The organism is Acinetobacter sp. 22512, assembly GCF_052044755.1.
Taxonomy (GTDB): domain Bacteria; phylum Pseudomonadota; class Gammaproteobacteria; order Pseudomonadales; family Moraxellaceae; genus Acinetobacter; species Acinetobacter pittii.
Genome location: NZ_JBQENP010000006.1, coordinates 162,471 through 187,274, shown reverse-complemented (window position 1 = coordinate 187,274; position 24,804 = coordinate 162,471). Strand labels below are relative to the sequence as shown.

The window sequence follows — 24,804 nt, the reverse complement described above, 5'->3', positions numbered from 1 at the left end:
ATGAGAGCAATTAATCCACCTAACTTAGATATTCAAATTGTCTATGAGGCTTGTATCAACAGTATTACAGATGATGATCTCTCTACACGTTTACAAAGCATCATGACTAATATTATTCAATCATCTTCAGATTACGGTAATAAAGCTTTAACAAGTATGCTTTATACAATACCTCCTAATCATTGTGAGAATGATGCAATTGCATTAGGTAATGTTACAAAAAAAGAACTTCGTGCTGTCTATAGCTCACATTTTGTACCTGCGACTAAACCAGCCAGAATTTACTACGATCAATTAATTTCTCTAGCTCCATTAGGTAAATGTCCATATTGTGGTGTTGGGTATGCCTCAACGCTTGATCATTATTTACCTAAAAATAAATTTCCTCAGCTATCAGTCACTCCATTAAATTTAATACCATCATGTAAAGATTGTAATACAGGCAAAAAGACTAGTTTTCCCTCAACTTTACATGCACAAAGCTTACATCCTTATTTTGATCATGATAATTTCATTAAAGATCAGTGGCTTTATGCGAATGTTATTGAAACAACACCGGCAATTATTGATTATTGTGTAATTCCTCCCTCTCAGTGGAATGAAGATGATAAAGCACGCGTTCACACTCATTTTAATGATTTTGATTTAAAACTTAAGTATTCAATTGAAGCTAGCAATCAAATAGCCGTATTAAGAGATTCTTTACTTTACGCTTGGGATACAAATGGGTTTGTAGGTGTTAGACAACAACTTATGTTGGATGCTCTAGCTTATTATCTTAAGCATCCAAATTCCTGGCAAACTGCTATGTATCAAGCTTTGGCTAAAAGTAATTGGTATTGTAATGGTGGTTTTAGATAAAATTCTCTAAATATATCAAGTAAAATCAACAATTTTAATTATTGTTGATTTTACAAACATACTTAACTAATTTTTTACTAGTATTAGCTAACTCCTTTGTCAAATTAATCTCAGCTACATTATTTTTTTTACATCATTTCGACTTGTATTAATTTCAGAAAGCTCTAGAGGTTCTTCTAAATCAATTTCGAATTTTGCATTAGCAAAACCCTGCCTTTAAAGATTGTGTCTACAGGCTGTAGACACAATCTTTAATGCCAATATCTTGGCAAAGGACTTCCAGCCATTCGGACTGACTTAGGTTTTTGGTCTCCACAAAGCGTTTTGGATAGCTGAGTTTAGGGCGATGAGCATGGATATTTGCTGGAGTAGGATGAGGTTGAATTAAAGCTGAGTTCATATAGATGTCCTTTGATTATTAAATTTTAGGCATAAAAAAAGCCACATCTGGAGATGTGGCAAAGAGGCATTTCGATTGAAGGAGATTTTCAGGATCATGTTGATCTGATGTGATCATGTTAAATCCGAAATCTGAATCTAAACTTAAACAATCAAGCGTAATGCTTGTTCCAGTCCACGTTGTTTTAAACCTGCTCCAGCACCGAACCATGCTGAATCTAAGCGATGATCCTGACTCATCGCTCGACGTTCGTGATCAACGAACTCAGTAATACTGCAAAGTAAGCCATAAGCGGTATCTTTGGCTGAACTGAGTTCTGCCCCACGGCCATGTCCATTAAACATAGTCATGACCTTAGACATGGCACGGCCATTCGGTTCAGTCTTGTTTTCAGCTTTGGTGGCTGAGTTGGCTTGGGTAGCGACATTACGATAAAACTGAATAATACTGTCATCCTGCTCGGTTGCACTGAGGCTCGTGTTATTAAACACCGCATCGAAATACGCTGCTGCTTCGGTCTGTGTGACTTTACGCTGACTGAGCTGTTTCATTTCATACATGTGCTCGTTCCATGCCCGCACTGAAATCCCCAATTGCTGTTTAATCTTCTGGGCATCGAACTTGGTACTGTGTGGCACTTTGACCACACCTGCACTCGCGTTCTGACCTTTTAATGCAATCGCCAAGGTGTTATTACAGACCACACGGATTGATGTAAATTGCGCCGTGGTTGCTAAGGTGCCATCACACGCCGTAGCCAAGAGAATATAACCATTGCTGACATCTTTGCCTTTTAAAGCAGAAGTCTGTCCAGTTTTGGCTAAAGCCCAGAATTTCTTACCACCTTTCAGTACCCCCGCGGTTTCCAGTTCAAAGCCTGATTGCTCCGTCAAGTCTCGATAAAATTCTAGTATCTCTCGGGGTTGGACTTCCTGATAACGCTGACTGACTACAGATAAAGGCGCATGCGTATCAGAGCGATACAACACCCGCTGTTCTTCATACGGCATAATGATGCTTTGCCCTTTATGGTTTTCAGCCATATAACTCACATTGGAGCTTTCAATCTGCCAGTCCATGCCTGCCTGTTTGGCCCAAACTTCAATCGGTTGATTGGGTGTCAGTTGATTACCCAAACCATGCCAAGGGGTTTGACCAACATAAGCCATGTTTTCAATTTGATGTGCCATTGTGAATATTCCTTAAATGGAAGTGTGATGTGATGTTTTAAAGAATCGATTTATTCAACGATGTAACAGTGCAAAGGCTGAGAAGTGATTACTTCGCCCATGCAAACTGTTGTTGGCAATCCAAGCAGACATACTGCTCGGCATTGCTGTAGTACTTCTCAAAGCAGTATTGGCTGACGACGACTAGGACGCCACCGATGACCACCCCTACTGTGGCGCCAATAAAAGGCGAAACGCCTGCTTTTTTCGCGACCTGCATGCCAAACATCGCCATCTGTGTTGGTGAAATACAGCGTTGTAACTGTTCGAAGTAGTTGGCGTGGGCGTTGCCTGAATCGGTCTGTCTGACATGGCTAGACTGACAGTAGGGACATTGAATAAAGGACATTGATATTCCTTGTTAGATGAATTCAGTGCGAAGAGCTGAATTAAGGGCATAAAAAAACCGTGCCCATTGAGGACACGGTTTGATTTAGTTTTTGCTTTGTCGTTGAGAGTCGAAGGCCGTTATTGGAAGCTATAGCTTGCAGTACCCTTCTCCGTCTCCACATCAACACGTACGACGTTGTCATAGCCACAGCCAGTTAATTTTAGTCTTAAACGCAGACCCATTTTAAAATGCTGTGGATATTCCAACGATCGACGATAGCCTTCATAACTGCATTCACCGTTGTTGATCAGCACATTGGTGACATCAATCGGATCTGCACTGTTGGAACGGATCGTCAATACCGTAGCGGATTGATTTTGCGCATACCAGTTACTGGTATCTTTGACATCCAGTTCTACCGTAAATGTATTTGGATCAAGGCCAGAATTACAGCCACCCAGCAACATTCCTGTGGTTGCAGTCAATGCGAGTAGGATCGGTTTAAAAAAATTGCTTCATAAATTCATCCTCAGCAGTAGTTATAGCTCACGCCATAATCGCCCGTATTTAAATCAATACTGACCAGATGGATTTCACAGTCTGTGCCATTATCAAATTTATAGACGTAGTAACGATTACCCGCCTGCTCCGATTCCAATGCACCATGTTCCTGCAAGCTGAAGTCTTTCACTGGTTTACCTGTATCTTTTGCGGCTTTGGCAAAAACATAGCGTTGATACTTGTCTATGTTGTCCTGCTCAAACTGAGGCAGTTCGTCATAAGGCAGCATCGACAGTAATGTATCGACAGACTTTAAGTTTTTATCAAACTCAAAACTCAGCAATTCAGGTTCATGATCTGATGGACTCAGACTTTTACTTCCCGTGGTCAGTTCTTTGACATCGATCCCATCCACTTCTGCCGCTGCAATCTCAGTGGATGCTGCTTCTGAACTAGCGGATTCTAAAGGCTGTGCAGAGCTGGCCTGCGAAGTACCAGCCGCTTGAACAGTTTTTTCAGTTCCTTGTTTGGGGCTAAAGAAATAGAAGCCTGCAATGCTGATCAGGGTCAGGGCTAAAATCGCAGCCAAGCCCAATATGGGTTTTTGGTTCATCTCAAATGCTCCCCGTCTTTAGTTGGGTACAGTGACTTGACCATTCTGAGCATTAAAGTGAACAAAGCGCGGACAACCACCCTGAAAGTTCACCGTAAAATTACGCCAACCACGATTGCCCGGATTGGTTTTATACATACACTGATACACTCCACCACCCAAATTGCGGGCCTTAACAAAATAGGCTTCACTGGCTTGCGCAAACCAGCCTGCCTGAGTCAATGATGCGCCTGCAAGTAGTGATGAAATAAGGGTCGTTTTTAGGAAGGTTTTAAACATAATCATTTTCTCTTTTTATAGGCATCACCTGTCTTGACTAGACGCAGTGCTCCCCATGCATGAATGTTGGAATGAATATCTATGTTTTTTGAAGTGTTATAGACGATAAAGCACACGGATCTATGACCCTCAAAACAGCATGAGAGATTCATCTTCATATCGGTAATATGTACTTGAAAAAGTTTTATTCTTAGAAAGTCATGGACACAGCGATGCATTGACCGCACAGCATCAGATCTAATCACCCAACGGCACAAACATGAAAAAAGAGAAATATAAAAGTCGGTATTGATGTAAGCGCATGGCGTACTCCTAGATGGTTTAGAAGTTCTACCAAGTCACTGTCAAATGATGGTGGCAGAACGAGAAAGGGTTGACAGACCAGTCATCTAGGAACCGGCACGCACAAGGCGTCCCTCCCTCGCCCTACCGCAACGAAGGGGGACGAACGAGTTCGCCACCAAAAAATTACTTTTTTGATGTGCTAGATGATAACGGTCTGTCAAAACCGACTGACGATGTAGGTCAGCAGGCTAAGGATAATCTGCGGATTGTAGAGCGTCAAGCAAGCTAAGCGAATGAATAGTGAAAATATTTAGAATTATGAAATGTTTGAATAAGAATATAGTTAGATTTGAATACAGTTTTTTAAACTACATTCCTTAATCTTCTAAATACGGCTAAAAGAAACTAATCCAATCCAAAATTTGATGAGGGGTAGGTTGTGGGGTAAAAGCACAGGCAAAAAATAAACCCTTGTTTTTACAAGGGCTTATTTAAATATTTGGCGGAAGCGGTGAGATTCGAACTCACGGAGGACTCACACCCTCGTCGGTTTTCAAGACCGGTGCATTAAACCGCTCTGCCACGCTTCCATGTGCGTAAGAATACAAAGCTTATTCATTTTATTCAAGAAAAATATCATCGCTTTGTGTTCAAGTGCATATTGTTTCATCAATTTTACAGTTGCGCAGCCAATTCTGCTCCTTCTTTGATCGCACGCTTGGCATCTAGCTCTGCTGCGAGCTTTGCACCACCAATAATATGATAGTTCGCTATAGTCGACTCACCTTCTTTTGGCATCAAGTCTTTTACCGACTCTTGACCTGCACACACCACAACTGTATCTACACGTAAAAGTTGATCTTGCCCATTGTGCTCAATCCAAAGTCCTTCATCAGTGACTGCTTTATATTGCACACCACGCAGCATACGTACGCCATGCTTTTTAAGCTGTGCACGGTGTACCCAACCCGAAGTCTTGCCAAGGCCAATACCGAGTGGTGTGGTTTTACGTTGTAGTAAATAAATTTCACGGATTGCTGGTTCAACTTCTGGGGGCTGCATACCACCTTCAGAAACATAGTTCGGATCTGGGTCTACACCCCATTCACGTTGCCAATCTGCTAAAGGTTGAGGCTGTGGTTGATGTGGCGGTTTAAGTAAAAATTCTGACACGTCAAAACCAATACCACCCGCACCAATCACTGCAACCTTTTGTCCGACTTCTGCTCCTTTTAGAACTTGAGCATAAGAAAGGACTTGTGGCGCGTCACTTCCTTCAATTTTTAATGCACGAGGGATTACACCTGTTGCAACAATCACTTCATCAAAACCTTCACGTTCAAGCTGCTCACGATTTACGCGAGTATTTAAACGTACATCCACCCCTGTTTTTTCCAGTTGGACTTTAAAGTAGCGGATCGTCTCGTGAAATTCTTCTTTGCCCGGTACAACTTTGGCAAAGTTAAATTGACCACCTACTTCCGCCGTTGCTTCAAATAAAGTGACCGCGTGGCCACGGCTTGCCGCAACAGTTGCCGCGGACATACCCGCTACTCCACCGCCCACAACTGCAATCCGTTTAGGCTGTTTAGTTTTTAAATAGACCAGTTCAGTTTCATGGCCTGCACGTGGATTAACCAAACAAGACACACGCTTATTTTTAAAAGCATGGTCTAAACAAGCTTGGTTACATGCAATACAGGTATTAATTTCATTAACACGGTTAGTCGCAGTTTTATTTACCCAAAATGCATCGGCCAATAAAGGACGCGCCATTTGAACCATATCTGCTTTACCAGTTGCCAAAATTTCTTCGGCAGTTTCAGGCATGTTAATGCGGTTTGACGCAATAATCGGAATAGAAATATGTTGTTTTACATGAGCCGTGTAATCGACAAAAGCTGCTCGAGGCACTGACGTGACAATGGTCGGCACACGAGCTTCATGCCAGCCAATGCCGGTATTTAATAAAGTCACACCTGCTTTTTCTAAAGCTTTTGCAACAGTCACCACTTCTTGCATGGTGTTACCGTCATGAACTAAATCGAGCAACGACAAGCGGAAACAGATAATAAATTTTTCACCAACTTTTGCACGAATCGCCTTTACGACTTCGACCGGAAAGCGCATACGGTTTTCAATTTCACCGCCCCAACGGTCAGTACGCTGGTTCACATGGCTGCTTAAAAACTGGTTAATGAGATAACCTTCCGAGCCCATAATTTCAACGCCGTCATAGCCCGCTTTTTTGGCAATGTCAGCACAATGTGCATAGTCATCAATCGTACTTAAAATATTTTTTTCAGAAAGCTGACGCGGTTTAAATGGTGAAATTGGCGATTTGATCGGACTAGAAGACACTGCAAAAGGTTGATAACCATAACGGCCAGCATGCAAAATTTGCATTAAAATTTTTGAACCATGCTTATGCACAGCATGTGTAACCAGACGGTGCTGTGGAATATCGGTTAAACCATTCATGGTTCCACCCATGGGTAGTAGCCAACCTTGACGGTTTGGAGAAATCCCCCCAGTCACAATCAGGCCAACCCCACCTTTTGCACGCTCTTCAAAATAAGCTGCCAGTTTTGGATAATTGTAAAAACGATCTTCAAGCCCCGTATGCATGGATCCCATCACCACACGGTTTTTAATGGTGGTAAAGCCTAAATGTAATGGTTTTAATAAATTGGCGTAACTTGTCATGCTGCGTCCCAATAATTTTTTGCAACTTGTTGCATAGTACTTTAATACTTTTTTGATAATTTTGGATGACCACACAAAGAAATTTATCGGAGCTTATGGTCAATCCATTTATTTAAGAACAATACTTCATTCACTTCTTCTTATTCTATAAATAGCCTTATATTTTTTATCAAATTAAAACTTCGAATCAGAACAAGTGAATTAATGCTTTTTTTGCGAAAAAAAGCACCATGAATAGTGCTACAATAGCCGCCATTCAGAATTCTCAAGACCGCCTATATGGGGTCTTTTTCATAAATGTTAGGATTAGCAATGACTGATAATGCAACTATCTTGCAGCATGTACCAGTAGGCAAAAAAGTTGGGATTGCCTTCTCCGGAGGCCTAGACACTTCAGCTGCCTTATTGTGGATGAAACAAAAAGGCGCAGAACCTTATGCATATACTGCAAACTTAGGTCAGCCTGATGAAGATGACTACGATGCAATTCCAAAGAAAGCAGAACAATACGGCGCTGTAAAAGCTCGCTTAATTGACTGCCGCTTACAACTTGCGCTTGAAGGTATTGCTGCAATTCAGTGTGGTGCATTCCATATCAGTACAGGTGGTGTTCCTTATTTCAATACGACTCCACTCGGTCGTGCAGTAACAGGTACAATGCTTGTTACAGCCATGAAAGAAGATGACGTAAACATCTGGGGTGACGGTTCAACTTATAAAGGTAACGATATTGAACGCTTCTATCGTTATGGTTTGTTGACTAACCCGAATCTTAAAATTTATAAGCCTTGGTTAGATCAAAACTTCATCGATGAGCTCGGTGGCCGTGCAGAAATGTCACAGTTCCTGATCGACAACGGTTTTGACTACAAAATGTCAAAAGAGAAAGCGTACTCAACTGACTCAAACATGTTGGGCGCAACTCACGAAGCAAAAGATCTTGAATACTTAAATGCGGGTATCAAAATCGTAGACCCAATTATGGGTGTTGCTTTCTGGAAAGATGACGTTGAAATCAAACCTGAAGAAGTAACTGTACGTTTTGAAGAAGGTGTACCTGTTGCATTAAATGGTCAACGTATTGAAAATCCGGTTGAGCTTATTCTTGAAGCAAACCGTATCGGTGGTCGTCATGGTTTAGGTATGTCTGACCAAATCGAAAACCGTATTATCGAAGCGAAATCTCGCGGTATTTATGAAGCACCGGGTATGGCCCTTCTTCATATTGCTTATGAGCGTTTGGTTACTGGTATTCACAACGAAGATACGATCGAACAATACCGTATTAACGGTCTACGTTTAGGTCGTCTACTTTACCAAGGTCGTTGGTTCGACTCTCAAGCGCTTATGTTGCGTGAAACTGCACAGCGTTGGGTTGCTAAAGCGATTACTGGTGAAGTCACTCTTGAACTTCGTCGTGGTAATGACTACACCATCATGAACACTGAATCTCCAAACTTAACGTACGAAGCTGAACGTTTAACAATGGAAAAAGGCGATTCAATGTTTACGCCAATGGACCGTATTGGTCAGTTGACTATGCGTAACCTCGACATTACCGATACACGTGCAAAACTTGGTATCTATACAGATGCTGGTTTGCTTTCAATCGGCCAAGGTTCTGCTGTACCACAACTTGATAGCAAGAAAAAATAATTTTCTTACTTAATAAAAAAGCCACCGACAAAGGTGGCTTTTTTATTTCAAATATTTGTGCTCAAACAAGTTCTGCCACTTCTAACGGTTGATAATAAATCTGGTTACGTCCAAGCTGCTTAGCTCGGTACAAAGCTTGATCCGCAGCGTGAATTAATTTTTCCTGATTTACATTAAAACCTTCTGTATAAACAGTAAAACCTAAACTAATCGTGACATGCTTAGAGACTAACGATGCTGCATGAGGAATCGCTTGTCGCTCAATCGCTTTATAAATATTTGCAGCAACGGCATAGGCGCCTTGAGCAGGTGTTTTCGGTAACAGTACGACAAACTCTTCTCCACCATAACGAGCAACAAAATCAACATGTCGAATCGAATTTTTAATTGCAGCGGCAATAGATGAAATGACTTTATCCCCCATTTGGTGTCCATAAAAATCGTTATAATTTTTAAAAAAATCGATATCAATAAATAAAACAGCCAATGGGCGCTTTTCTTGCTTTGCACGATAGTAAAAGAAATCGAACATCTCATCAAAAGTACGTCGATTTGAGATATTCGTCAGTGCATCCTGCTGGCTTAAATGAAGCAATTCAGATGCCTCAATACGTAAAATCTGTTCGTTAAGCTCAGCAAGCTGATTATTTAAAAAAAGGCTTCTTTCTCTTGAGGTAAGCATCGTACTAATTGAAAAACCTAAAATACAACTTCCAAACAGCGCTCTTCCCAAAGCAATAAAATCACAATTCGCTTGCCATAAAATCAGTAGGGAAAAAACACAAAAGGCTGCTGTTAAACCTACATAAAGCATATGTAGAGGCTTTATTCCGCTTAAAATAAAACCCAGCATATATAAGAAGGAAAGTAATAACATCGACTGGTTTTTAAGAGCGACATTTCCTACGCTAAGGAGCAACATTGCATTGATAATAATGGTCAAAAATACAATGCCACATGCGGCGATATAAAAATATTCAGTGAGTTTTTTAAACTTTGCAAAAACCCAAAATAACAGCAGTGCACAAGCAATATTAATTGCGCTAAGTAAACAGTAAATAAAATCCCAAGTAATATAAGGCACGCCTATGACCAAATAGTCTGTAGGTAGAGCCAGCAATATGAAAATGAGATAGGTTAAAACGCCACTTGCTAAAAATTTTGAGATATTCTGTTTAGTTCGCTCAAGATTTAAACACCAGAATTTTTTTTCTAATTGATGTGGCAAAGGTATATTGGCATAACGATGGGTATGTAGAGTTACTAAATATTCTATTTCTTCTTTTGCTTTGAGTAATTCATGTACATTTCCCCTATTTGCCACTACTTGATTCCTGCCTCTCACACATTAACAAAATATAACATTATTTTTTAAGGCCTCTGGCGCTTTATTTTGCCATTTGTCCGTAATTCTCGTTACCATTTTCACACTTTATCGATTATCATTTGTTTTATTTCGAAGTTTGAACTGCCTTGGACTCTATTACCCTGCTCCAGCCAGATGACTGGCATGCACATTTACGTGATGGTTTAGCATTAAAACGTACTGTACCTGATTTGGCCAAACAATTTGCTCGTGCGATCTGTATGCCAAACCTTGTTCCACCTGTAAAAACTGTGGAAGAAGCATTGGCTTACCGTGAACGTATTCTTGCTCATGTTCCAGAGGGTCTTAACTTTGACCCACGTATGGTGCTTTATTTTACTGATTTCACCTCACCAGATGAAGTTCGTAAAATTAAAGAATCTGGACATGTAAATGCTATTAAACTTTACCCAGCAGGTGCGACCACCAATTCTGATAACGGTGTAAGTGACATCCGTAAAGTTTATGCAGTCATTGAGCAACTAGAAGAGCATCAAGTTCCGTTATTACTTCATGGTGAAGTGACTCATAACCACGTTGATATTTTTGACCGTGAAAAACGCTTCTTAGACGAAGTTTTATCACCGTTATTAAAACAGTTTCCAAAACTTAAAGTGGTACTTGAACACATCACAACAAGCGATGCTGCACACTTTGTTTTAGAACAAGACCGCAATGTGGCTGCAACAATCACGCCTCAGCATTTATTATTTAACCGTAATGATATGTTGGTTGGTGGTATTAAACCGCATTTCTATTGCTTACCAATTTTAAAGCGTCAAACTCACCAGACCACTTTGCTTGAAGTTGCAACGAGCGGTAACCCTAAATTTTTCTTGGGTACAGATAGTGCTCCTCACTCGCAAAATGCAAAAGAAAATGCGTGTGGTTGTGCAGGCTGTTATAGTGCGCCTAATGCAATTGAACTTTATGCTCAAGCATTTGATCAAGTAGGTAAACTAGAACGTTTAGAAGGTTTTGCTAGCCACTTTGGCGCAGACTTCTACGGCCTACCACGTAATACTTCTACCATTACTTTGGTAAAAGAAGATAACCTCGTTCCAGAATCTTTTGATTATTTAGATGATCAAAAAATTATCCCGCTGCATGCCGGGAAAACGCTGCAATGGAGAAAAGTGTGACACAAGAAACCTCTGTCCCGGTCATTGGCCAACGTTTTCGTGGCTTCTTACCTGTTGTTGTTGACGTTGAAACGGCAGGTTTTAATGCCCAGACAGATGCATTGCTAGAAATTGCGTGCATTCCAATTGTATATGATGCTCAGGGACAATTTGTCCCTGGCCCAGCATTCCATGCACATATTAACCCCTTTGAAGGGGCTAATCTCGATCGTCGTTCGCTGGACTTTATTGGTATTGATCCATTCAATCCAATGCGTATTGCAATGGCTGAAGATGAGCGCACTGCATTACGCCGTATTTTTAAATCGGTGAATGAAGTCCGTAAACAGCAACACTGTACACATGCAGTCTTAGTAGGCCACAATGCGCATTTTGACCTTGGTTTTGTACAAGCAGCAATTGCACGTACAAGCACAAAAAACCAAAACCCATTCCATAGTTTTTCAGTAATGGATACGGTTACTTTAAGTGCTGTTATGTTTGGACAAACTGTGCTTGCTAAAGCCTGTATTCAAGCTGGAATTGAGTTTGATGGTAAAGAAGCACACTCTGCTTTGTACGATACTCAGAAGACTGCTGAACTGTTTTGCTATATTTTGAACAAACTGTCACCTTACCTTCTTGACAGTTTGGTGGCGGCTTCTTAAGATACCGCCATCCTCAACGTCCCTATCGTCTAGAGGCCTAGGACATCGCCCTTTCACGGCGGTAACCGGGGTTCGAATCCCCGTAGGGACGCCATATTCTCTTCTTATAAAATTCCTTTCTATTTTATTTTTAAATTTTTTATATTTCTAATTTTCTGTATTTCCCAATAAAATACACTTGTACATATATATCACTGATCCAGTATTTCCTTTACATAGATTTACAATATAATAATTCTTATTTTTATACTGATATTTATTATCAACAAGGTTTTAAATGGATCTTAAGCTTCGCCTCCTCTCCCTGAGCATCGCTCAACTATGCTGTATTTCAAGTACTTTCGCAGAAACCCATAATTCCTCAACAACGCTCGCTACCATTAAGATTAAAGCCCAACAAGCTGCCGACCAAGCTTATAAAGTCGATAGTTCAAGTAGCGCAACACGTAGTGAAGTCGCATTAAAAGATACACCACAATCTGTCAGTGTAGTGACTCAAAAAGTAATTGAAGATATTGGCGCGACACGTTTAATCGAAGCGCTTGATTTAGCTGGTGGTGTGACTCGCGCTAATAACTTTGGTGGCCAAGGCTTAACAGGCTTTAATCTCCGTGGTTTCACTAGCGGTGAGTTTTACCGTAATGGATTCCCGATTAACCGTGGTTATCCAAACGCTCCAGATAGCAACACTATTGAACGTGTAGACGTTTTACGTGGACCCTCTTCTAGCTTATATGGTCGTGGTGACCCAGGTGGTACGTTTAACTTAATTTCTAAAACACCAAAGTCTGAACAACAAACCACTTTAGGTGCTCAGCTCAGTAGTGAAGGTTTATATCGCACCACGGTAGACACAACAGGTACTATCCAGAATGCAGAAAATATCGGTTATCGTCTAAATGTGATTGCTGAAGGCGGTGATAGTTATCGCGATCATGTCGAGTCTAAACGTTATGGAATTGCACCAGTCATTCAATGGCAAGCTTCTGACGCAACAAAAGTTACCTTTGAAGCCGATATTTTAAGAAATCAGCATCCACTTGATCGTGGTCAAACACGCTATGCAGGTCAGAAGTCTTTTAATAGTTCACCCGAAACCTATTTATGGGAAACAGGTAAATACAACAACCGACTCTACAATGATAACAATATGACTCAATTACGAGTCGAACACGACCTTGGTAATGACTGGAAACTGAATGCTGGCGTGCAATATTTAAATGGCAAACTGCATGGCTATGCGGTAGAGGCAAATGGCATTCAAGATGACGGCGAAACTTTAAACCGAAATTACAACTATCGCGAATTAAAATGGCAAGATACCGATGCCCAAATTCATCTAACAGGTAATTTCCAACTTTTAGGTCTAGCTCATACTTTAGTGACTGGGCTTGAATACGAAAACTATGATTATAAGTCATATATTATTCGTTCAGATCCTAAGTCAAATAACTACCCGATCAATATTTATGATCCAGTTTTAGGCCAACCTCTTCCTGAGCTTAAAAATATTACGACCCATGACCGCGAAAATTTAAAAACAACTGCCGTTTTTGCACAAGACCAAATCGATTTAAATGAGCGTTTAAGTGCACTACTGGGTTTACGTTTTGAGCACTACGAACATGATTACAAAAACCTATTACCGAATACTGCAAACTGGAATACCAGTCATGACGCATTTATTCCGCGTTTAGGTTTAGTTTTTAAAGCCCGTGATGACCTTTCAATCTATAGCAATGCTGCAAAATCTTTTAAACCTAATACTGGTGCTAGCCGTAATGGAGAGGGATTTGACCCAGAGGAAGGCATGGCTTACGAGTTAGGCTTTAAATGGCAAGCACTCGACAATATGCTATCGGTTGACTCTGCGATTTTTTATGCAAAAAAAGAAAATGTCTTAACTCTCGATCCTGTAGATTCAGCCTATAAAGTTGCTGCTGGTGAAGTTCGTAGCCAAGGTATTGAGCTAAATGTTGCAGGACAAATCACTCCAGCTTGGAAAATTATTGGTGGATATGCCTATACAGATGCAGAAGTCAGCAAAGATAATACTTTGAAAAAAGGAACCACTTTAGCCAATATTCCAAAGAATAGTTTTAATCTGTTAAATATCTATGAATTTCAAGATGGCCGTTTACAAGGCTTAGGTCTAGGCATTAATCAAAAATATATTGATAAGCGTGCAGGTCAAACAGCCAATAGCACTTATACAATGAAAGGTTATGCTGTTACAGATTTGGTTTCTTATTATCAGGCAACACCAAAACTTCGTATTAACTTAGATCTGAAAAATCTTTTTGACAAAGTTTATGATGAAAGTGCTTTCAATCTATATGCGTATCCAGGTGAATCACGTACTGTTCAATTAGGTATGAGCTATACATTCTAAAAAAATGCGCCATTTCAGTTTTTGAAATGGCGCATCAGATTTATGCAGACTTACGTGAATTCACTTGCCCTTGAATCACCGCTTTAATATTGCCTTTGGCGTAATTTAAAAACACTACCAGTGGTGAAAGTTTTGGATTTGGCTTTTTACCTTTGCCAATCGTTTTAAATTGAGCTGCATACCAAATAATTTCCATAATTGCCATCTTATCAACAAATGGTAAGCCTGTTTTAATTGGTTTTACTGCATAGCGAACATCTTGCCCTGCAATTAAACGCTCAGTTAAATCAGTTTCTACTGCAAATGGACGAGCAATACCAATAAAGTCACATGCACCACTTTCAAGCGCAGCGTTCATGCCCTCTACGGTACGGAAACCGCCTGTCACCATAAGCTTACACTTAACATGCTGACGGATTTTTTCAGCAAAATCTAAAAAGTATGCTTCACGAGCAATCGTGCTTGCTTTACGTTTATCCGCCTTAGCCCCAGCCATTGCTGGTGCCTCGTAAGTACCGCCTGAAATTTCAATTAAATCGATACCAGCTTCATCCACTGCTTTAAATACTGAAATTACATCTTCTTCGCTAATACCGCCACGCTGGAAGTCAGCCGAGTTAAGCTTCACTGAAATGATAAAATTATCTGAAGTCGCCTCACGTACCGCTTTATAAACTTCTAGTAAAAAACGGCTACGATTTTCAACTGAACCGCCCCATTGATCTGTACGCTTATTGGTTAATGGTGATAAAAACTGACTAATTAAATAGCCATGTGCACCATGTAATTGCACCCCTTCAAAACCTGCTTTTTCACAAATGTGAGCTGCTGTCGCAAAACGTTTAATAATATCTAAAATTTCTTCATGAGTAAGTTCACGTGGCGTTCCAAACATGGTTGCTAAAGCTGGACTAAAAGGTACGGCTGAAGGTGCTACGGTTTCTTTATTTAAACCTTTTGGACACTGACGACCTGGATGCGATAATTGAATCAACTGAACCATGCCATATTTTTTACCTAATGCCGCCCACTCTTTTAAGCGCTCTAGGTCACGTTCAGTTTCAACAACAACAACACCCGGTTCATTTTTTGCGCTGGCATTTACCATGACATTACCAGTAATTGCACAGCCAAGCTCACCTTTTGCCCATGCACCATATAAACCCAAATGTAAGTCATTTGGTTGGCCTTCATAATTTGCAAGTGCCTCACTCATTGCACCTTTAATAATTCGGTTTTTAAAGGTGGTATTACGAATTGTGATGGGTTGAGCAATCTGGTTCATGGTTAACCTCTGTTCTTTGAATTTTAGAGCAATTACTCTAATTTAAATGAGTTATTGGGCATGTCAAGTCATAATCGATAACTGACAATAGCACATGTCAATTTTAAAGAACATAAAAATATGCAACTTTTTGCATTAGAATTCTAATCAAAATTTATGTATATAAAACAATAAATTAAAAAATTTCTTTAAAAGGATGCTTTAATTAACTGTTTCGTATATTCACTTTGAGGCTTAGAAAATAAGAGTTCAGTTTCCTGATATTCAACAACTTTTGCATGACGTAATACCATCACTTTGTGGCAAAGTGCTTTTACTATATTCAGATCATGGCTAATGAAAATATAACTTAACTGCTCAGTTTGCTGTAATTGTCTCAACAACTTGATCATGGCTTTTTGCGTGGTCCGATCTAAGGCAGAGGTAGGTTCATCCAAAATTAAAAGTTTCGGTTGCACCACCAAAGCTCTGGCTAAGGCGACACGTTGACGCTGTCCACCTGAAAGTTCATGAGGATAACGGTGTTGAAAATCTTCAGCCAATTCAACTTTTACCAATACAGATTCAACTTGCTGTTTGATCTCGTTATCAGCTACTGCTTTCACTTTCAATCCTTCCGCAATAATCTGCCCTACTGTCATACGCGGGTTTAAACTTCCAAATGGGTCTTGGAATACAAGTTGAAAATCTGATCTCATCAAGCGTAGGGCTTTAGCCTGTAGCTGATTTAAATCTTGACCTAAAAAAATAATCTGCCCTTCACTTTTAATAAGTCGGACCAAAGCCATCGCCAGAGATGATTTACCAGCACCACTTTCACCAACCACCCCAATCGATTCACCTTGAGCAAGATCAAAACTCAAATCTTCTATTGCGGTGAAATACCCTTGAATGCGATTTAAAATTCCTTTTCTTATAGGAAACTGCACGCTGAGCTGTCGAACTGATAAAACATTCTGTTGAGCGGGTCTAGACTCTACACTTCCAAAATCATGATCTAATAATTGTGCTGTATAACTAGTTTTAGGATTTGCAAAGATTTGGCTCAGTTCACCTTGCTCTACGACACGCCCACTTTGCAATACAATAAGTTTCTCAGCATAGCGAGGTACTAAATTGAGGTCATGGCTAATTAAAATAAGTGCCATCCCATATTTGCTTTGCAAAGATTTTAATAGCTCTAAAATCTGTATCTGTAAAACCACATCCAACGCAGTAGTAGGTTCATCAGCAATCAAAATTTTAGGCCGAAGTGCCAATGTCATCGCGATCATGACACGTTGTCTTTGCCCACCAGAAAGCTCATGCGGATAACGTTTTAAAATTTGTTCTGGTTCGACAATTCCAACATCTTTTAGCAGTTCAACTATTTGTTGTCGAACCTCGCGTTTTGAAAAACCTGATAAAAGAAGGTTTTCTCCTATAATTTTTTCAACCCGATGGAGCGGATTTAACGCAGTAGCAGGCTCTTGAAAAATCATAGCGATTTGTCGGCCACGTAAATTTGATTGAGCTCTTTCATCTAGCTCAAGCATATTTTGTGAACCAATCCAGACCTGACCCGTTATTTCTAATTTTTCTTGTAGCAAGCCCATTATTGCTAAGCAGCTTATCGATTTACCTGAACCACTTTCGCCCACAATAGCCAATGTTTCCCCTTCATTTAAGTAAAAATTCAGATCTTCTAATAAAACCTTTCGGTCTTTGGTCTGAACCGTAAGTTGCTCTACTTTTAATAATGCTAAAGCGGGATTTAAGTTATTTTCTTGGGTCAAACGCTTCACGGGCCGCCTCCCCAATATAAATTAAAAGTGAAAGAACAATCGCCAGACTAAAAAAGCCTGAAATTGCTAGCCATGGCGCATCTAAATTATTTTTACCTTGTAGTAATAATTCACCTAAAGAGGCCGCATCGGGTGGTAGTCCATATCCTAAAAAATCAAGAGCGGTTAAAGCGCTAATATTGGTCGTTAAAATAAAAGGTAACTGAGACAAACTCGAACTGATCGCATTTGGCAAAATATGCCTAAAAATAATCGCGTGATCAGTCACTCCCAATACTTGGGCTGCACGAACGTAATCAAGCTGACGAGCTTTTAAAAACTCTGCCCTAACAATGCCCACCAAAACGGTCCAGCCGAAAAACAACATAATGAAAAATAGCCAATATACATTTGGAACAAACATACTCACTAAAATCATGACCATAAAAAGCATGGGTAAACCATTCCAGACTTCAACTAAACGTTGCCCCAATAAATCGACCCAGCCGCCATAGTAACCTTGAATAGCGCCTACGGTAATTCCAAATAAAGCAGAACAAAAGGTTAAGGCTAAGCCAAAAAGCAACGACACTCTTAAGCCATAAAGAATACGCGCAAGAACATCCCTTCCTTGATCATCTGTTCCCAACCAGTTTTGCTTGGAAGGTGGTGATGGCACAGGAACTGCCAAATCTAAATTAGGAGTTTGATATGAAAATTGAATGAGGGGCCAAACTGCCCATCCCTTAGTATTAATAAGCGCTTGTACAGCAGGGTCTTTATAATCAGCTTCTGTTTCAAACACCCCACCAAACGCCGTTTCAGGATAAGTTTTCAACACAGGCAAATAGTAAGAATCTTCATACTTCACTAACAGCGGTTTATCGTTAGCAATTAACTCCGCGGCTAATGACAAAACCAAAATTAGACTAAATAAAATAAAGCTGGCCCAGCCCAATTTATGCTGCCTAAAACGCTGTAATCGTGTACGCACAATCAGAGACATTATTTGCCTCCTTGTGTATCAAAGTGAATTCTTGGATCAATCCATTGGTACAATACATCACATATGAGACGTAAAATTAGGCTAAATAAAGTAAAGAAAAATAAAACCCCAAAAATAACAGGATAATCACGCTGAACAATTGCTTCAAAGCCCAACAACCCCACCCCATCTAAATGAAAAATAATTTCTACGAACAGGTTACCGACAAAGAAAATACCTGCTAAGGCTTCTGGTAATCCTGCGAGCACAACTAAAATGGCATTACGAAATACATGCTTATATAGGACCTGTTGGTCATTCAACCCTTTTGCATAGGCTGCCAAAACGTAGGGTTTATTGAGTTCTTCTAAAAATGAGTATTTAGTTAAATAGGTTAAACTGGCAAAACCGCCTAATACCATGGTAATCAGTGGCAAAGTCATATGCCATAAATAATCGGTAACTTTGCCCCAAAGACTAAGTTGATGAAAGTTATCTGATGCTAAATTTTGTAAGGGAAACCATTGAAAATAAGAGCCACCCGCAAAAAAAACAACTAACAAAATGGCAAATACAAAACTTGGTACAGCATATCCCACCACAAGAACTAACGAAGTGGAGCGATCAAACCAAGAGCCCTGTTGTTTTGCCTTTTTAATTCCCAGCGGAATAGAAATGAGATAAATGAGTAATGTACTCACCAGCCCAAGTGAAATTGAAACAGGCATTTTTTCCCACAACAATTCCACAACTGGTTTATCTTTAAAGAAGCTTTGTCCAAAATCTAAAGTTAAATAGCCTTTTAACATTAGAAAAAATCGTTCAGGGGCAGAACGATCAAAGCCGTACTGCGCCTTAATTTGCTCAACCATTTCAGGGCTTAAACCTTGAGCACCTTGATAATAAGTTTCTGCACTCAATGCACGACCAATTCCCAAATCACTTTGTGCCTGATGTATTGCTTGCTCAACTGGTCCACCCGGTGCAATCTGCACAACCACAAAGTTAATCACTAAAATGACGAATAATGTGGGAATCATTAAAAGAAGTCGCTTGAGAATATATGAACCCATATAACAGGATTTCCTTTATGGCAGGTGCTTTTTATTGTTGATGTAAATATTTGGCAACTTTTTTGGCTTTGTTTTCATCACTCCACCAATATTCTATCCCAGAAGAAAATGCTGGTTTAATTTTAGGTTGTTGATACATATTCCAATAAGCATACCAGTTTTCACCTTTACCATAAGTCGGGATTTGATAATACCCAGCTCTAAGCAATCGATCGAGAATGCGAGTATAAATAATCTGTTGTTCACGACTTTTACTCGCAACGAGTTTTGCAATCACTTGATCAATCACTAGATTGCGAATTCCAGCATAATTGTAATTTCCATCCTGAGCTGCGGCGATACTCCCCCAAAACTGAGTTTGTTCATTTCCCGGATTGAGAGATTGCGGCAAATTCATTGTGGTCATATCAAAATCGTAACGGCGAGTCCGTTCTAAATATTGCGGAGCATCGACCTGACGCAAATTAACTGCAATACCTAATTTTTTTAAGTTACGAATAAAAGGTAAAAGTGTTCGTTGTTTACCATCTTGCTGAATTAAAAATTCGAGCTGAACTTTCTTTCCCTCAGGCGTAAATAGCTGCCCTTCTTTAATTTTATAGCCAGCTTGTATAAGCAATTGGCGCGCAGTTAATAAATTCTGACGGTTAAATCCACTCGCATCTGACACTGGGTATTTCCAGTTTGCTAAAACACCTTGTTGCATAAGTGGAGATAACTTAAGCAATAACGGTTTTAACAACTCTAATTCAGTTTTTGAAGGTCGACCTGTTGCTGCTAATTCACTATTTTCAAAATAACTTTGTAGGCGCTGATATTGTCCATAAAACAAAGCTTTATTCTGCCATTCAAAGTCATAAGCATAGGTTAAAGCTTGTCTAAAACGAATATCATTTAAAGGTTTTCGTCGTGTATTAAAAACATAGCTTTCAGTGGCAATAGGATTATGGTGACGAAACTTATATTGAGTAACCAACCCTGCTTTTACGGCTGGAAACCGGTAATCAGTTACCCATTTTTTAGGATTAGTTTCTTCATGCAAAGTGTATTGCCCAGATTTAAATCCTTCAAAAGCAATATCCCAATTTCGATAATAAACATATCTCAAGCGGTCAAAGTTATAACGCCCTTTGTTAATAGGCAAATCTTTTGCCCAATAATTCGGGTTTCGTTTATAACTGATGCTTCTGCCCGGATCAATTCGTTCAACCACGTAAGGTCCCGAACCAACAATCGGTTGTAAGGTAATTCGGCTAAAATCTCTTTTTTGCCAATCTACTTTTGAATAAATGGGTAAGGTTGCCAAAATGAATGGCATTTTAGGGTTATGTATAGACTTAAAACTAAACTTTACTTGATGGGCGTTTATTATTTCTGTTTTTGCTAAATCAGCAAGGTACATTTGCAAACCTAAATTAGATTTAGTCTGATAGGCATCAAAACTAAATTTAACATCCGCCGCAGTGACCGGCTGTCCATTACTAAAACGCGCTTTAGGGTTTAAATAGAAAGTCACTGATTGCGTTTTTTCTGGGTCATAACTCACTTTCTGAGCCAAAAGCGGATATAAAACTCCAACCTCATCAAGTGATTGAGTCATTAAGGTATCAAAAAGATAATTAACGCCTTCTGTAGCATTCCCTTTCCCATTCATACTATTGAGGTTATCAAAAGTTCCTTGAGCTGCCTGACTTAATAGGCCACCTTTAGGTGCATTAGGGTTTGCATATGGCATAGCCATCATTTCTAAATATTTAGGCTTAGAATGAATCGCTATATATGAATTGGTTTGTTGTGCAGAAAAAACACTATGGGAAATGACACTGAGCCCGACTAGCAGGCTCAGTTGAAAATTTAATTTATGCATAAGTGGCTAATTATTTTACAAATTAGGCACTTTAATCACATCACCAATGCGAAGCTGAGTAGAAGGTGTCAAATTATTCAGCTCAGCCAAGAAATTGGTTTCTAAACCATATTTGCTAGCGAGGCCAATTAATGTATCACCACGCTTCACTTTGTATTCCACAACAGTTTTTGGAATCACAATGTTTTGGCCGCGCTGTAAGTTAGCATTTGCTTTTAATGCATTCATTTCAGCCAGTTCACGCACTGAAATACCCGCACGGCTCGCAATACTATTTAAAGACTCACCAGATTTAACCGTATATCTTTCAGTGTTTTTACCAGCAGCAACTGTTTTAGTTGAAGACTTAGTATCTACTTTAGCTGTTTCAACTGTAGGCACATCACCCGTTAGCTTTAAACGCTGCCCCACACGAACGCTACTGTTGCGTGAAAGACCATTTAATGAAGCAATATAGTCCAACTGTAAGTGGTAGCGATTAGCGATATTACCTAAGCTATCACCAGATTTAACTGTATAAGTTTCTGGTGTTTCTTCTTTGGCGTTTTTAGAAGATTTAGTTGGCGCCTCTTCAACAGTTCCTGTTAGTTTTAAGCGTTGACCAGCACGCAAACCAGCGGTACGAGACAAACCGTTTAGGTCAGCCAAATAGCTTGTTTGCAAATTATATTTACTCGCAATCGCATTTAAACTATCGCCAGACTGTACAATGTATTGTTCTGGAACACTTAAGCCTGCCGGTACTTTTAAAGTTTGACCAAGCTGTACATGGCTATTTGCTTTTAAGTTATTTAACTCGGCTAACTCAGCCAGGCTAATTTTTGATTTAGTTGCAATACTCGATAAAGTATCACCACGTTGTACTTTATAGCCTTCTGTTTTATAAGAAACACTTGCTGATGCTTTCTCAGATTTACTAGAAGCCTTAGTTTCAGCAACTTCATCTACAGAAATATCTTGTGTAGGCACATTAATTTTTTGGCCTACCATTAAGTTACTGCCCGCAGTTAATCCCGGAGTTAATTCAGCAAGTTCCTGATTAGAGAGCGCATAACGATCTGCAATCAATTTAAGGTATTCACCACGCTTCACAGTATAGCTCTTAGTTGCTATACGTTTTGCACTTGCCTGAACAGCTTTCGGTTCTGCTTTAGCACTTGAGCGACTATTTTTTGGTTCTTTTAACTGTAGTTTTTGCCCAACAAATAAGCCATCAGTCACTGATAAATCGTTATATTCAGCCAACTGCCTTACTGACAAATTAAACTGGTTTGCCACACCGCTTAAGCTATCGTTAGCCTGAACGACATATACATCTGGTTTAGCTGTGCTTTTTGAAGTCGTTTGAGCTTCTTGTGGCTTAGCGTCATAAAGATAAAGCGTTGAACCAACATATAACGTCTTTTCTGGATCAATCTGGTTCCACTTAGCAACATCGCGCCAGTTTACGCCATTTTTCATCGCAATAACGGCTAAAGTATCACCTGGTAAAACTGTATAGGTACTACGTTTGCCTTTAGGCTGCACAACCACTACATCTGTATCAGTTTTAATGTAAGGCTTGTCTTTATTGCGCTGCCCATCTTCAGAGTTAGCTACAGTCACGTCTTCAGCTAAAGTTTTTGGATATGCAAAACCTTTACTTACTTCTTTACCTTGTTGCTCTGCAACTGACTGACTTGTTTGAATCGCAGTTAACTTAATTTTGCCATCATAAGGATCAACAATTTCTGTTCCTTGTGGTGCAATAGCTTTTAACTCAGCAACTACTTGATCTTTTTCAGCCTGCGTTGGTTGTGGCTCTAAAGCTTGTTGAACTGTTTCTTTCTCACCTTCAGCTCGAACTGCCGCTAAAATCTTTTCACGTTCTGCAGCCGAGATTGGTGGCTCTGTCTTCACTTGCTTAATATTTGCCGCAGGTGTTACAGCAACAGGAATACGTGGAGCACTTGGTACATCAGCCGAAGCTGCAAACGCGGCTAAAGCATCAGACCCACGAGGAGTTGAAGTTTTTACCGTGGTAGAGCTACTCGTTGTTTTAGTAGGTGTAGACGGTTTAACCGGTTGAACCTGATTTGCAGGCGTGGTTTTAATTGTCACAGATGTTGAAGCACTTACATCTGGCTTAGATGGTGAGGTCACATTTGCCCACCAACCTGAACCACCGCCTGACTTCATACCTTTTAATTTATTATCAATTGAAGGACTTAAATCGGCTGGAATCAAGATACGCATTGGACTCGCTGGGTCTACCATTTCACCACGATATCCCGGGTTTAATGCATAGAGTTCCGAACGACTTAATCCAGCTACAGAAGCAATTTCATTTAAAGATAAAGGTGCAGATAAAGTCACTTCACGGAAATGGGGTCTATTTGCAATTGGTGGTAAAGAAATACCGTAAGCTTTTGGATTTTTAATAATTTGGGCAACAGCCAAGAAACGAGGAACATAGTTCATGGTTTCTTGAGGTAATTTTAAAGACCAATAATCAGTTGGTAAACCTGCTGCCTGATTTCGGTTAATTGCTTGTTGAATACGTCCTGGTCCAGCGTTATAGGCTGCTAAAGCAAGCTCCCAAGAACCGAATTGATTATATAAGCTTCCTAAAAACTCATAGGCAGCACGAGTCGACTCAACAACATCTCGACGGCCATCATACATGCCTGTTTGCTTTAAGCCATAAATACGGCCAGTACTCGGAATAAACTGCCATAAACCTGCTGCTGCAGCACTACTTGTTGCAGCTGGGTCATATGAACTTTCAATTACAGGTAAGAGTGCAAGTTCTGTCGGCAAACCACGGCGTTCAGCTTCTTTAACTGTATGGTACAAATAACGACTTGCGCGGGCACTTAAACGATCAAGATAAGGCTGACGAGAAATAAACCAACTACGCTGAGCTTCAATACGTGAATCCCAATGGTTCAAATCCATTTTGAAACCAACAGACATACGTTTCCAGACATCACCGTGCTTTAAAATAAGCAGGCGGTCACCCTCTACAGCACGCATATCAGTTGCTGAAAGTAAGTCTTCCAATGAATCAAGACTACTCGCATCTAAATAACCTGCACCACTGACCTGTTTCGATTTTGAGGTTTTTGCAGATTGCGGAGTCGATGAACAGCCTGTTGTAATACCCAACGCAGCTAACGCAGAGCTAAGTACGGTAATTTTAAACAATGATGCTGCAGATGGCTGCCACACAAATGTGGTTGGTTTATACATAAAAACTTCCAAACAACTCGCGTAATATTTTTTTGGGGTCTGCCCACAAACCCTAGGTCTTCGATGCCATTGTAGTAAAGCATGCAAGATAGACAAGGCAATAATTTAATGTCATTTGCATGGAAATGTTACAAGAAATTAAAAAAACCTTGCTTTGATACGATGGAACCGAACTTTTTGCGTATACAATAC

At 39.9% G+C, this 24,804-nt stretch carries 19 protein-coding genes and 2 tRNA genes; 6 read left to right on the top strand and 15 right to left on the bottom strand.

The window, feature by feature from the left end; translation table 11 throughout:
- Complete coding sequence (locus ACTJJG_RS09080) at positions 1-861, top strand: HNH endonuclease (protein WP_440608927.1); 861 nt, start codon at positions 1-3, stop codon at positions 859-861.
- Positions 862-1,090: 229 nt separating this feature from the next.
- Here ACTJJG_RS09080 and ACTJJG_RS09075 read toward each other — a convergent pair whose 3' ends face one another.
- From ACTJJG_RS09075 to ACTJJG_RS09040, 8 genes are all read right to left on the bottom strand, one after another.
- Positions 1,091-1,261 carry a hypothetical protein gene (locus ACTJJG_RS09075; RefSeq protein WP_440608926.1) on the bottom strand — a complete coding sequence of 57 codons (171 nt, stop codon included), beginning with the start codon at positions 1,259-1,261 and terminating at the stop codon, positions 1,091-1,093.
- A gap of 143 nt (positions 1,262-1,404) precedes the next feature.
- On the bottom strand, positions 1,405-2,451 hold the full coding sequence (locus ACTJJG_RS09070; RefSeq protein ID WP_440608925.1) for a DUF932 domain-containing protein: 1,047 nt from the start codon (positions 2,449-2,451) through the stop codon (positions 1,405-1,407).
- Between the two features lie 88 nt (positions 2,452-2,539).
- On the bottom strand, positions 2,540-2,839 hold the full coding sequence (locus ACTJJG_RS09065; RefSeq protein ID WP_440608924.1) for a hypothetical protein: 300 nt from the start codon (positions 2,837-2,839) through the stop codon (positions 2,540-2,542).
- A 119-nt stretch (positions 2,840-2,958) separates the two neighbouring features.
- A complete protein-coding gene (locus ACTJJG_RS09060; protein ID WP_440608935.1) occupies positions 2,959-3,288 on the bottom strand; it encodes a hypothetical protein in 330 nt (109 codons plus the stop codon).
- 62 nt (positions 3,289-3,350) lie between these two features.
- A complete protein-coding gene (locus ACTJJG_RS09055) occupies positions 3,351-3,935 on the bottom strand; it encodes a hypothetical protein (protein WP_440608923.1) in 585 nt (194 codons plus the stop codon).
- Between the two features lie 18 nt (positions 3,936-3,953).
- Complete coding sequence (locus ACTJJG_RS09050) at positions 3,954-4,214, bottom strand: hypothetical protein (protein WP_317331841.1); 261 nt, start codon at positions 4,212-4,214, stop codon at positions 3,954-3,956.
- 785 nt (positions 4,215-4,999) lie between these two features.
- A tRNA-Ser gene (locus ACTJJG_RS09045) sits at positions 5,000-5,089 on the bottom strand.
- 85 nt (positions 5,090-5,174) lie between these two features.
- On the bottom strand, positions 5,175-7,205 hold the full coding sequence (locus ACTJJG_RS09040) for an NADPH-dependent 2,4-dienoyl-CoA reductase (protein ID WP_069119143.1): 2,031 nt from the start codon (positions 7,203-7,205) through the stop codon (positions 5,175-5,177).
- Positions 7,206-7,502: 297 nt separating this feature from the next.
- On the opposite strand from ACTJJG_RS09040, the gene argG reads away from it, so the two are divergent.
- A complete protein-coding gene (gene argG / locus ACTJJG_RS09035; protein ID WP_170815234.1) occupies positions 7,503-8,861 on the top strand; it encodes an argininosuccinate synthase in 1,359 nt (452 codons plus the stop codon).
- A gap of 61 nt (positions 8,862-8,922) precedes the next feature.
- On the opposite strand, the gene ACTJJG_RS09030 is transcribed toward argG, so the two are convergent.
- The gene (locus ACTJJG_RS09030; protein WP_069119142.1) at positions 8,923-10,185 is read right to left on the bottom strand and encodes a diguanylate cyclase; all 1,263 of its coding nucleotides are present in this window, start codon (positions 10,183-10,185) and stop codon (positions 8,923-8,925) included.
- Positions 10,186-10,334: 149 nt separating this feature from the next.
- On the opposite strand from ACTJJG_RS09030, the gene pyrC reads away from it, so the two are divergent.
- The 4 genes from pyrC (at position 10,335) to ACTJJG_RS09010 (ending at position 14,408) form a co-directional block, all read left to right on the top strand.
- Positions 10,335-11,369, top strand: coding sequence for a dihydroorotase (pyrC, locus tag ACTJJG_RS09025; RefSeq protein WP_005070491.1), 1,035 nt, complete (start codon positions 10,335-10,337; stop codon positions 11,367-11,369).
- Positions 11,354-12,016, top strand: a complete 663-nt coding sequence (rnt, locus tag ACTJJG_RS09020) for a ribonuclease T (protein WP_002117536.1) — start codon at positions 11,354-11,356, stop codon at positions 12,014-12,016. The genes pyrC and rnt overlap by 16 nt, the downstream gene beginning before the upstream one ends.
- An 18-nt stretch (positions 12,017-12,034) precedes the next feature.
- Positions 12,035-12,110: transfer RNA gene (locus ACTJJG_RS09015), tRNA-Glu, on the top strand.
- Positions 12,111-12,293: 183 nt separating this feature from the next.
- Positions 12,294-14,408, top strand: a complete 2,115-nt coding sequence (locus ACTJJG_RS09010) for a TonB-dependent siderophore receptor (protein ID WP_032070507.1) — start codon at positions 12,294-12,296, stop codon at positions 14,406-14,408.
- A gap of 40 nt (positions 14,409-14,448) precedes the next feature.
- On the opposite strand, the gene ACTJJG_RS09005 is transcribed toward ACTJJG_RS09010, so the two are convergent.
- The 6 genes from ACTJJG_RS09005 to ACTJJG_RS08980 all read right to left on the bottom strand — a co-directional run bounded on the left by ACTJJG_RS09005 (position 14,449) and on the right by ACTJJG_RS08980 (position 24,612).
- Positions 14,449-15,693, bottom strand: a complete 1,245-nt coding sequence (locus tag ACTJJG_RS09005; protein ID WP_372552592.1) for an NADH:flavin oxidoreductase/NADH oxidase family protein — start codon at positions 15,691-15,693, stop codon at positions 14,449-14,451.
- A gap of 188 nt (positions 15,694-15,881) precedes the next feature.
- Entirely contained in the window at positions 15,882-17,477 is a 1,596-nt protein-coding gene (locus ACTJJG_RS09000; RefSeq protein WP_329759619.1) for an ABC transporter ATP-binding protein, read from the bottom strand.
- Positions 17,452-18,462 carry an ABC transporter permease gene (locus ACTJJG_RS08995; RefSeq protein WP_032063861.1) on the bottom strand — a complete coding sequence of 337 codons (1,011 nt, stop codon included), beginning with the start codon at positions 18,460-18,462 and terminating at the stop codon, positions 17,452-17,454. The genes ACTJJG_RS09000 and ACTJJG_RS08995 overlap by 26 nt, the downstream gene beginning before the upstream one ends.
- A complete protein-coding gene (locus tag ACTJJG_RS08990; RefSeq protein ID WP_372552590.1) occupies positions 18,462-19,514 on the bottom strand; it encodes a microcin C ABC transporter permease YejB in 1,053 nt (350 codons plus the stop codon). The genes ACTJJG_RS08995 and ACTJJG_RS08990 overlap by 1 nt, the downstream gene beginning before the upstream one ends.
- 31 nt (positions 19,515-19,545) lie before the next feature.
- Positions 19,546-21,381 carry an extracellular solute-binding protein gene (locus tag ACTJJG_RS08985; protein WP_372552588.1) on the bottom strand — a complete coding sequence of 612 codons (1,836 nt, stop codon included), beginning with the start codon at positions 21,379-21,381 and terminating at the stop codon, positions 19,546-19,548.
- 15 nt (positions 21,382-21,396) lie between these two features.
- Positions 21,397-24,612 (bottom strand): LysM peptidoglycan-binding domain-containing protein, encoded by a 3,216-nt coding sequence (locus tag ACTJJG_RS08980; RefSeq protein WP_069119136.1) that lies wholly within the window; start codon positions 24,610-24,612, stop codon positions 21,397-21,399.
- Positions 24,613-24,804 lie beyond the last annotated feature (192 nt).

What these genes read in the sequence shown, in the direction of transcription:
- ACTJJG_RS09080 (WP_440608927.1), top strand. Translation starts at nt 1, where the DNA reads ATGAGAGCAATTAATCCACCTAACTTAGATATTCAAATTGTCTATGAG.
- ACTJJG_RS09075 (WP_440608926.1), bottom strand. Translation starts at nt 1,261, where the DNA reads ATGAACTCAGCTTTAATTCAACCTCATCCTACTCCAGCAAATATCCAT.
- ACTJJG_RS09070 (WP_440608925.1), bottom strand. Translation starts at nt 2,451, where the DNA reads ATGGCACATCAAATTGAAAACATGGCTTATGTTGGTCAAACCCCTTGG.
- ACTJJG_RS09065 (WP_440608924.1), bottom strand. Translation starts at nt 2,839, where the DNA reads ATGTCCTTTATTCAATGTCCCTACTGTCAGTCTAGCCATGTCAGACAG.
- ACTJJG_RS09060 (WP_440608935.1), bottom strand. Translation starts at nt 3,288, where the DNA reads ATGTTGCTGGGTGGCTGTAATTCTGGCCTTGATCCAAATACATTTACG.
- ACTJJG_RS09055 (WP_440608923.1), bottom strand. Translation starts at nt 3,935, where the DNA reads ATGAACCAAAAACCCATATTGGGCTTGGCTGCGATTTTAGCCCTGACC.
- ACTJJG_RS09050 (WP_317331841.1), bottom strand. Translation starts at nt 4,214, where the DNA reads ATGTTTAAAACCTTCCTAAAAACGACCCTTATTTCATCACTACTTGCA.
- ACTJJG_RS09040 (WP_069119143.1), bottom strand. Translation starts at nt 7,205, where the DNA reads ATGACAAGTTACGCCAATTTATTAAAACCATTACATTTAGGCTTTACC.
- argG (WP_170815234.1), top strand. Translation starts at nt 7,503, where the DNA reads ATGTTAGGATTAGCAATGACTGATAATGCAACTATCTTGCAGCATGTA.
- rnt (WP_002117536.1), top strand. Translation starts at nt 11,354, where the DNA reads ATGGAGAAAAGTGTGACACAAGAAACCTCTGTCCCGGTCATTGGCCAA.
- ACTJJG_RS09010 (WP_032070507.1), top strand. Translation starts at nt 12,294, where the DNA reads ATGGATCTTAAGCTTCGCCTCCTCTCCCTGAGCATCGCTCAACTATGC.
- ACTJJG_RS09005 (WP_372552592.1), bottom strand. Translation starts at nt 15,693, where the DNA reads ATGAACCAGATTGCTCAACCCATCACAATTCGTAATACCACCTTTAAA.
- ACTJJG_RS08995 (WP_032063861.1), bottom strand. Translation starts at nt 18,462, where the DNA reads ATGTCTCTGATTGTGCGTACACGATTACAGCGTTTTAGGCAGCATAAA.
- ACTJJG_RS08990 (WP_372552590.1), bottom strand. Translation starts at nt 19,514, where the DNA reads ATGGGTTCATATATTCTCAAGCGACTTCTTTTAATGATTCCCACATTA.
- ACTJJG_RS08985 (WP_372552588.1), bottom strand. Translation starts at nt 21,381, where the DNA reads ATGCATAAATTAAATTTTCAACTGAGCCTGCTAGTCGGGCTCAGTGTC.
- ACTJJG_RS08980 (WP_069119136.1), bottom strand. Translation starts at nt 24,612, where the DNA reads ATGTATAAACCAACCACATTTGTGTGGCAGCCATCTGCAGCATCATTG.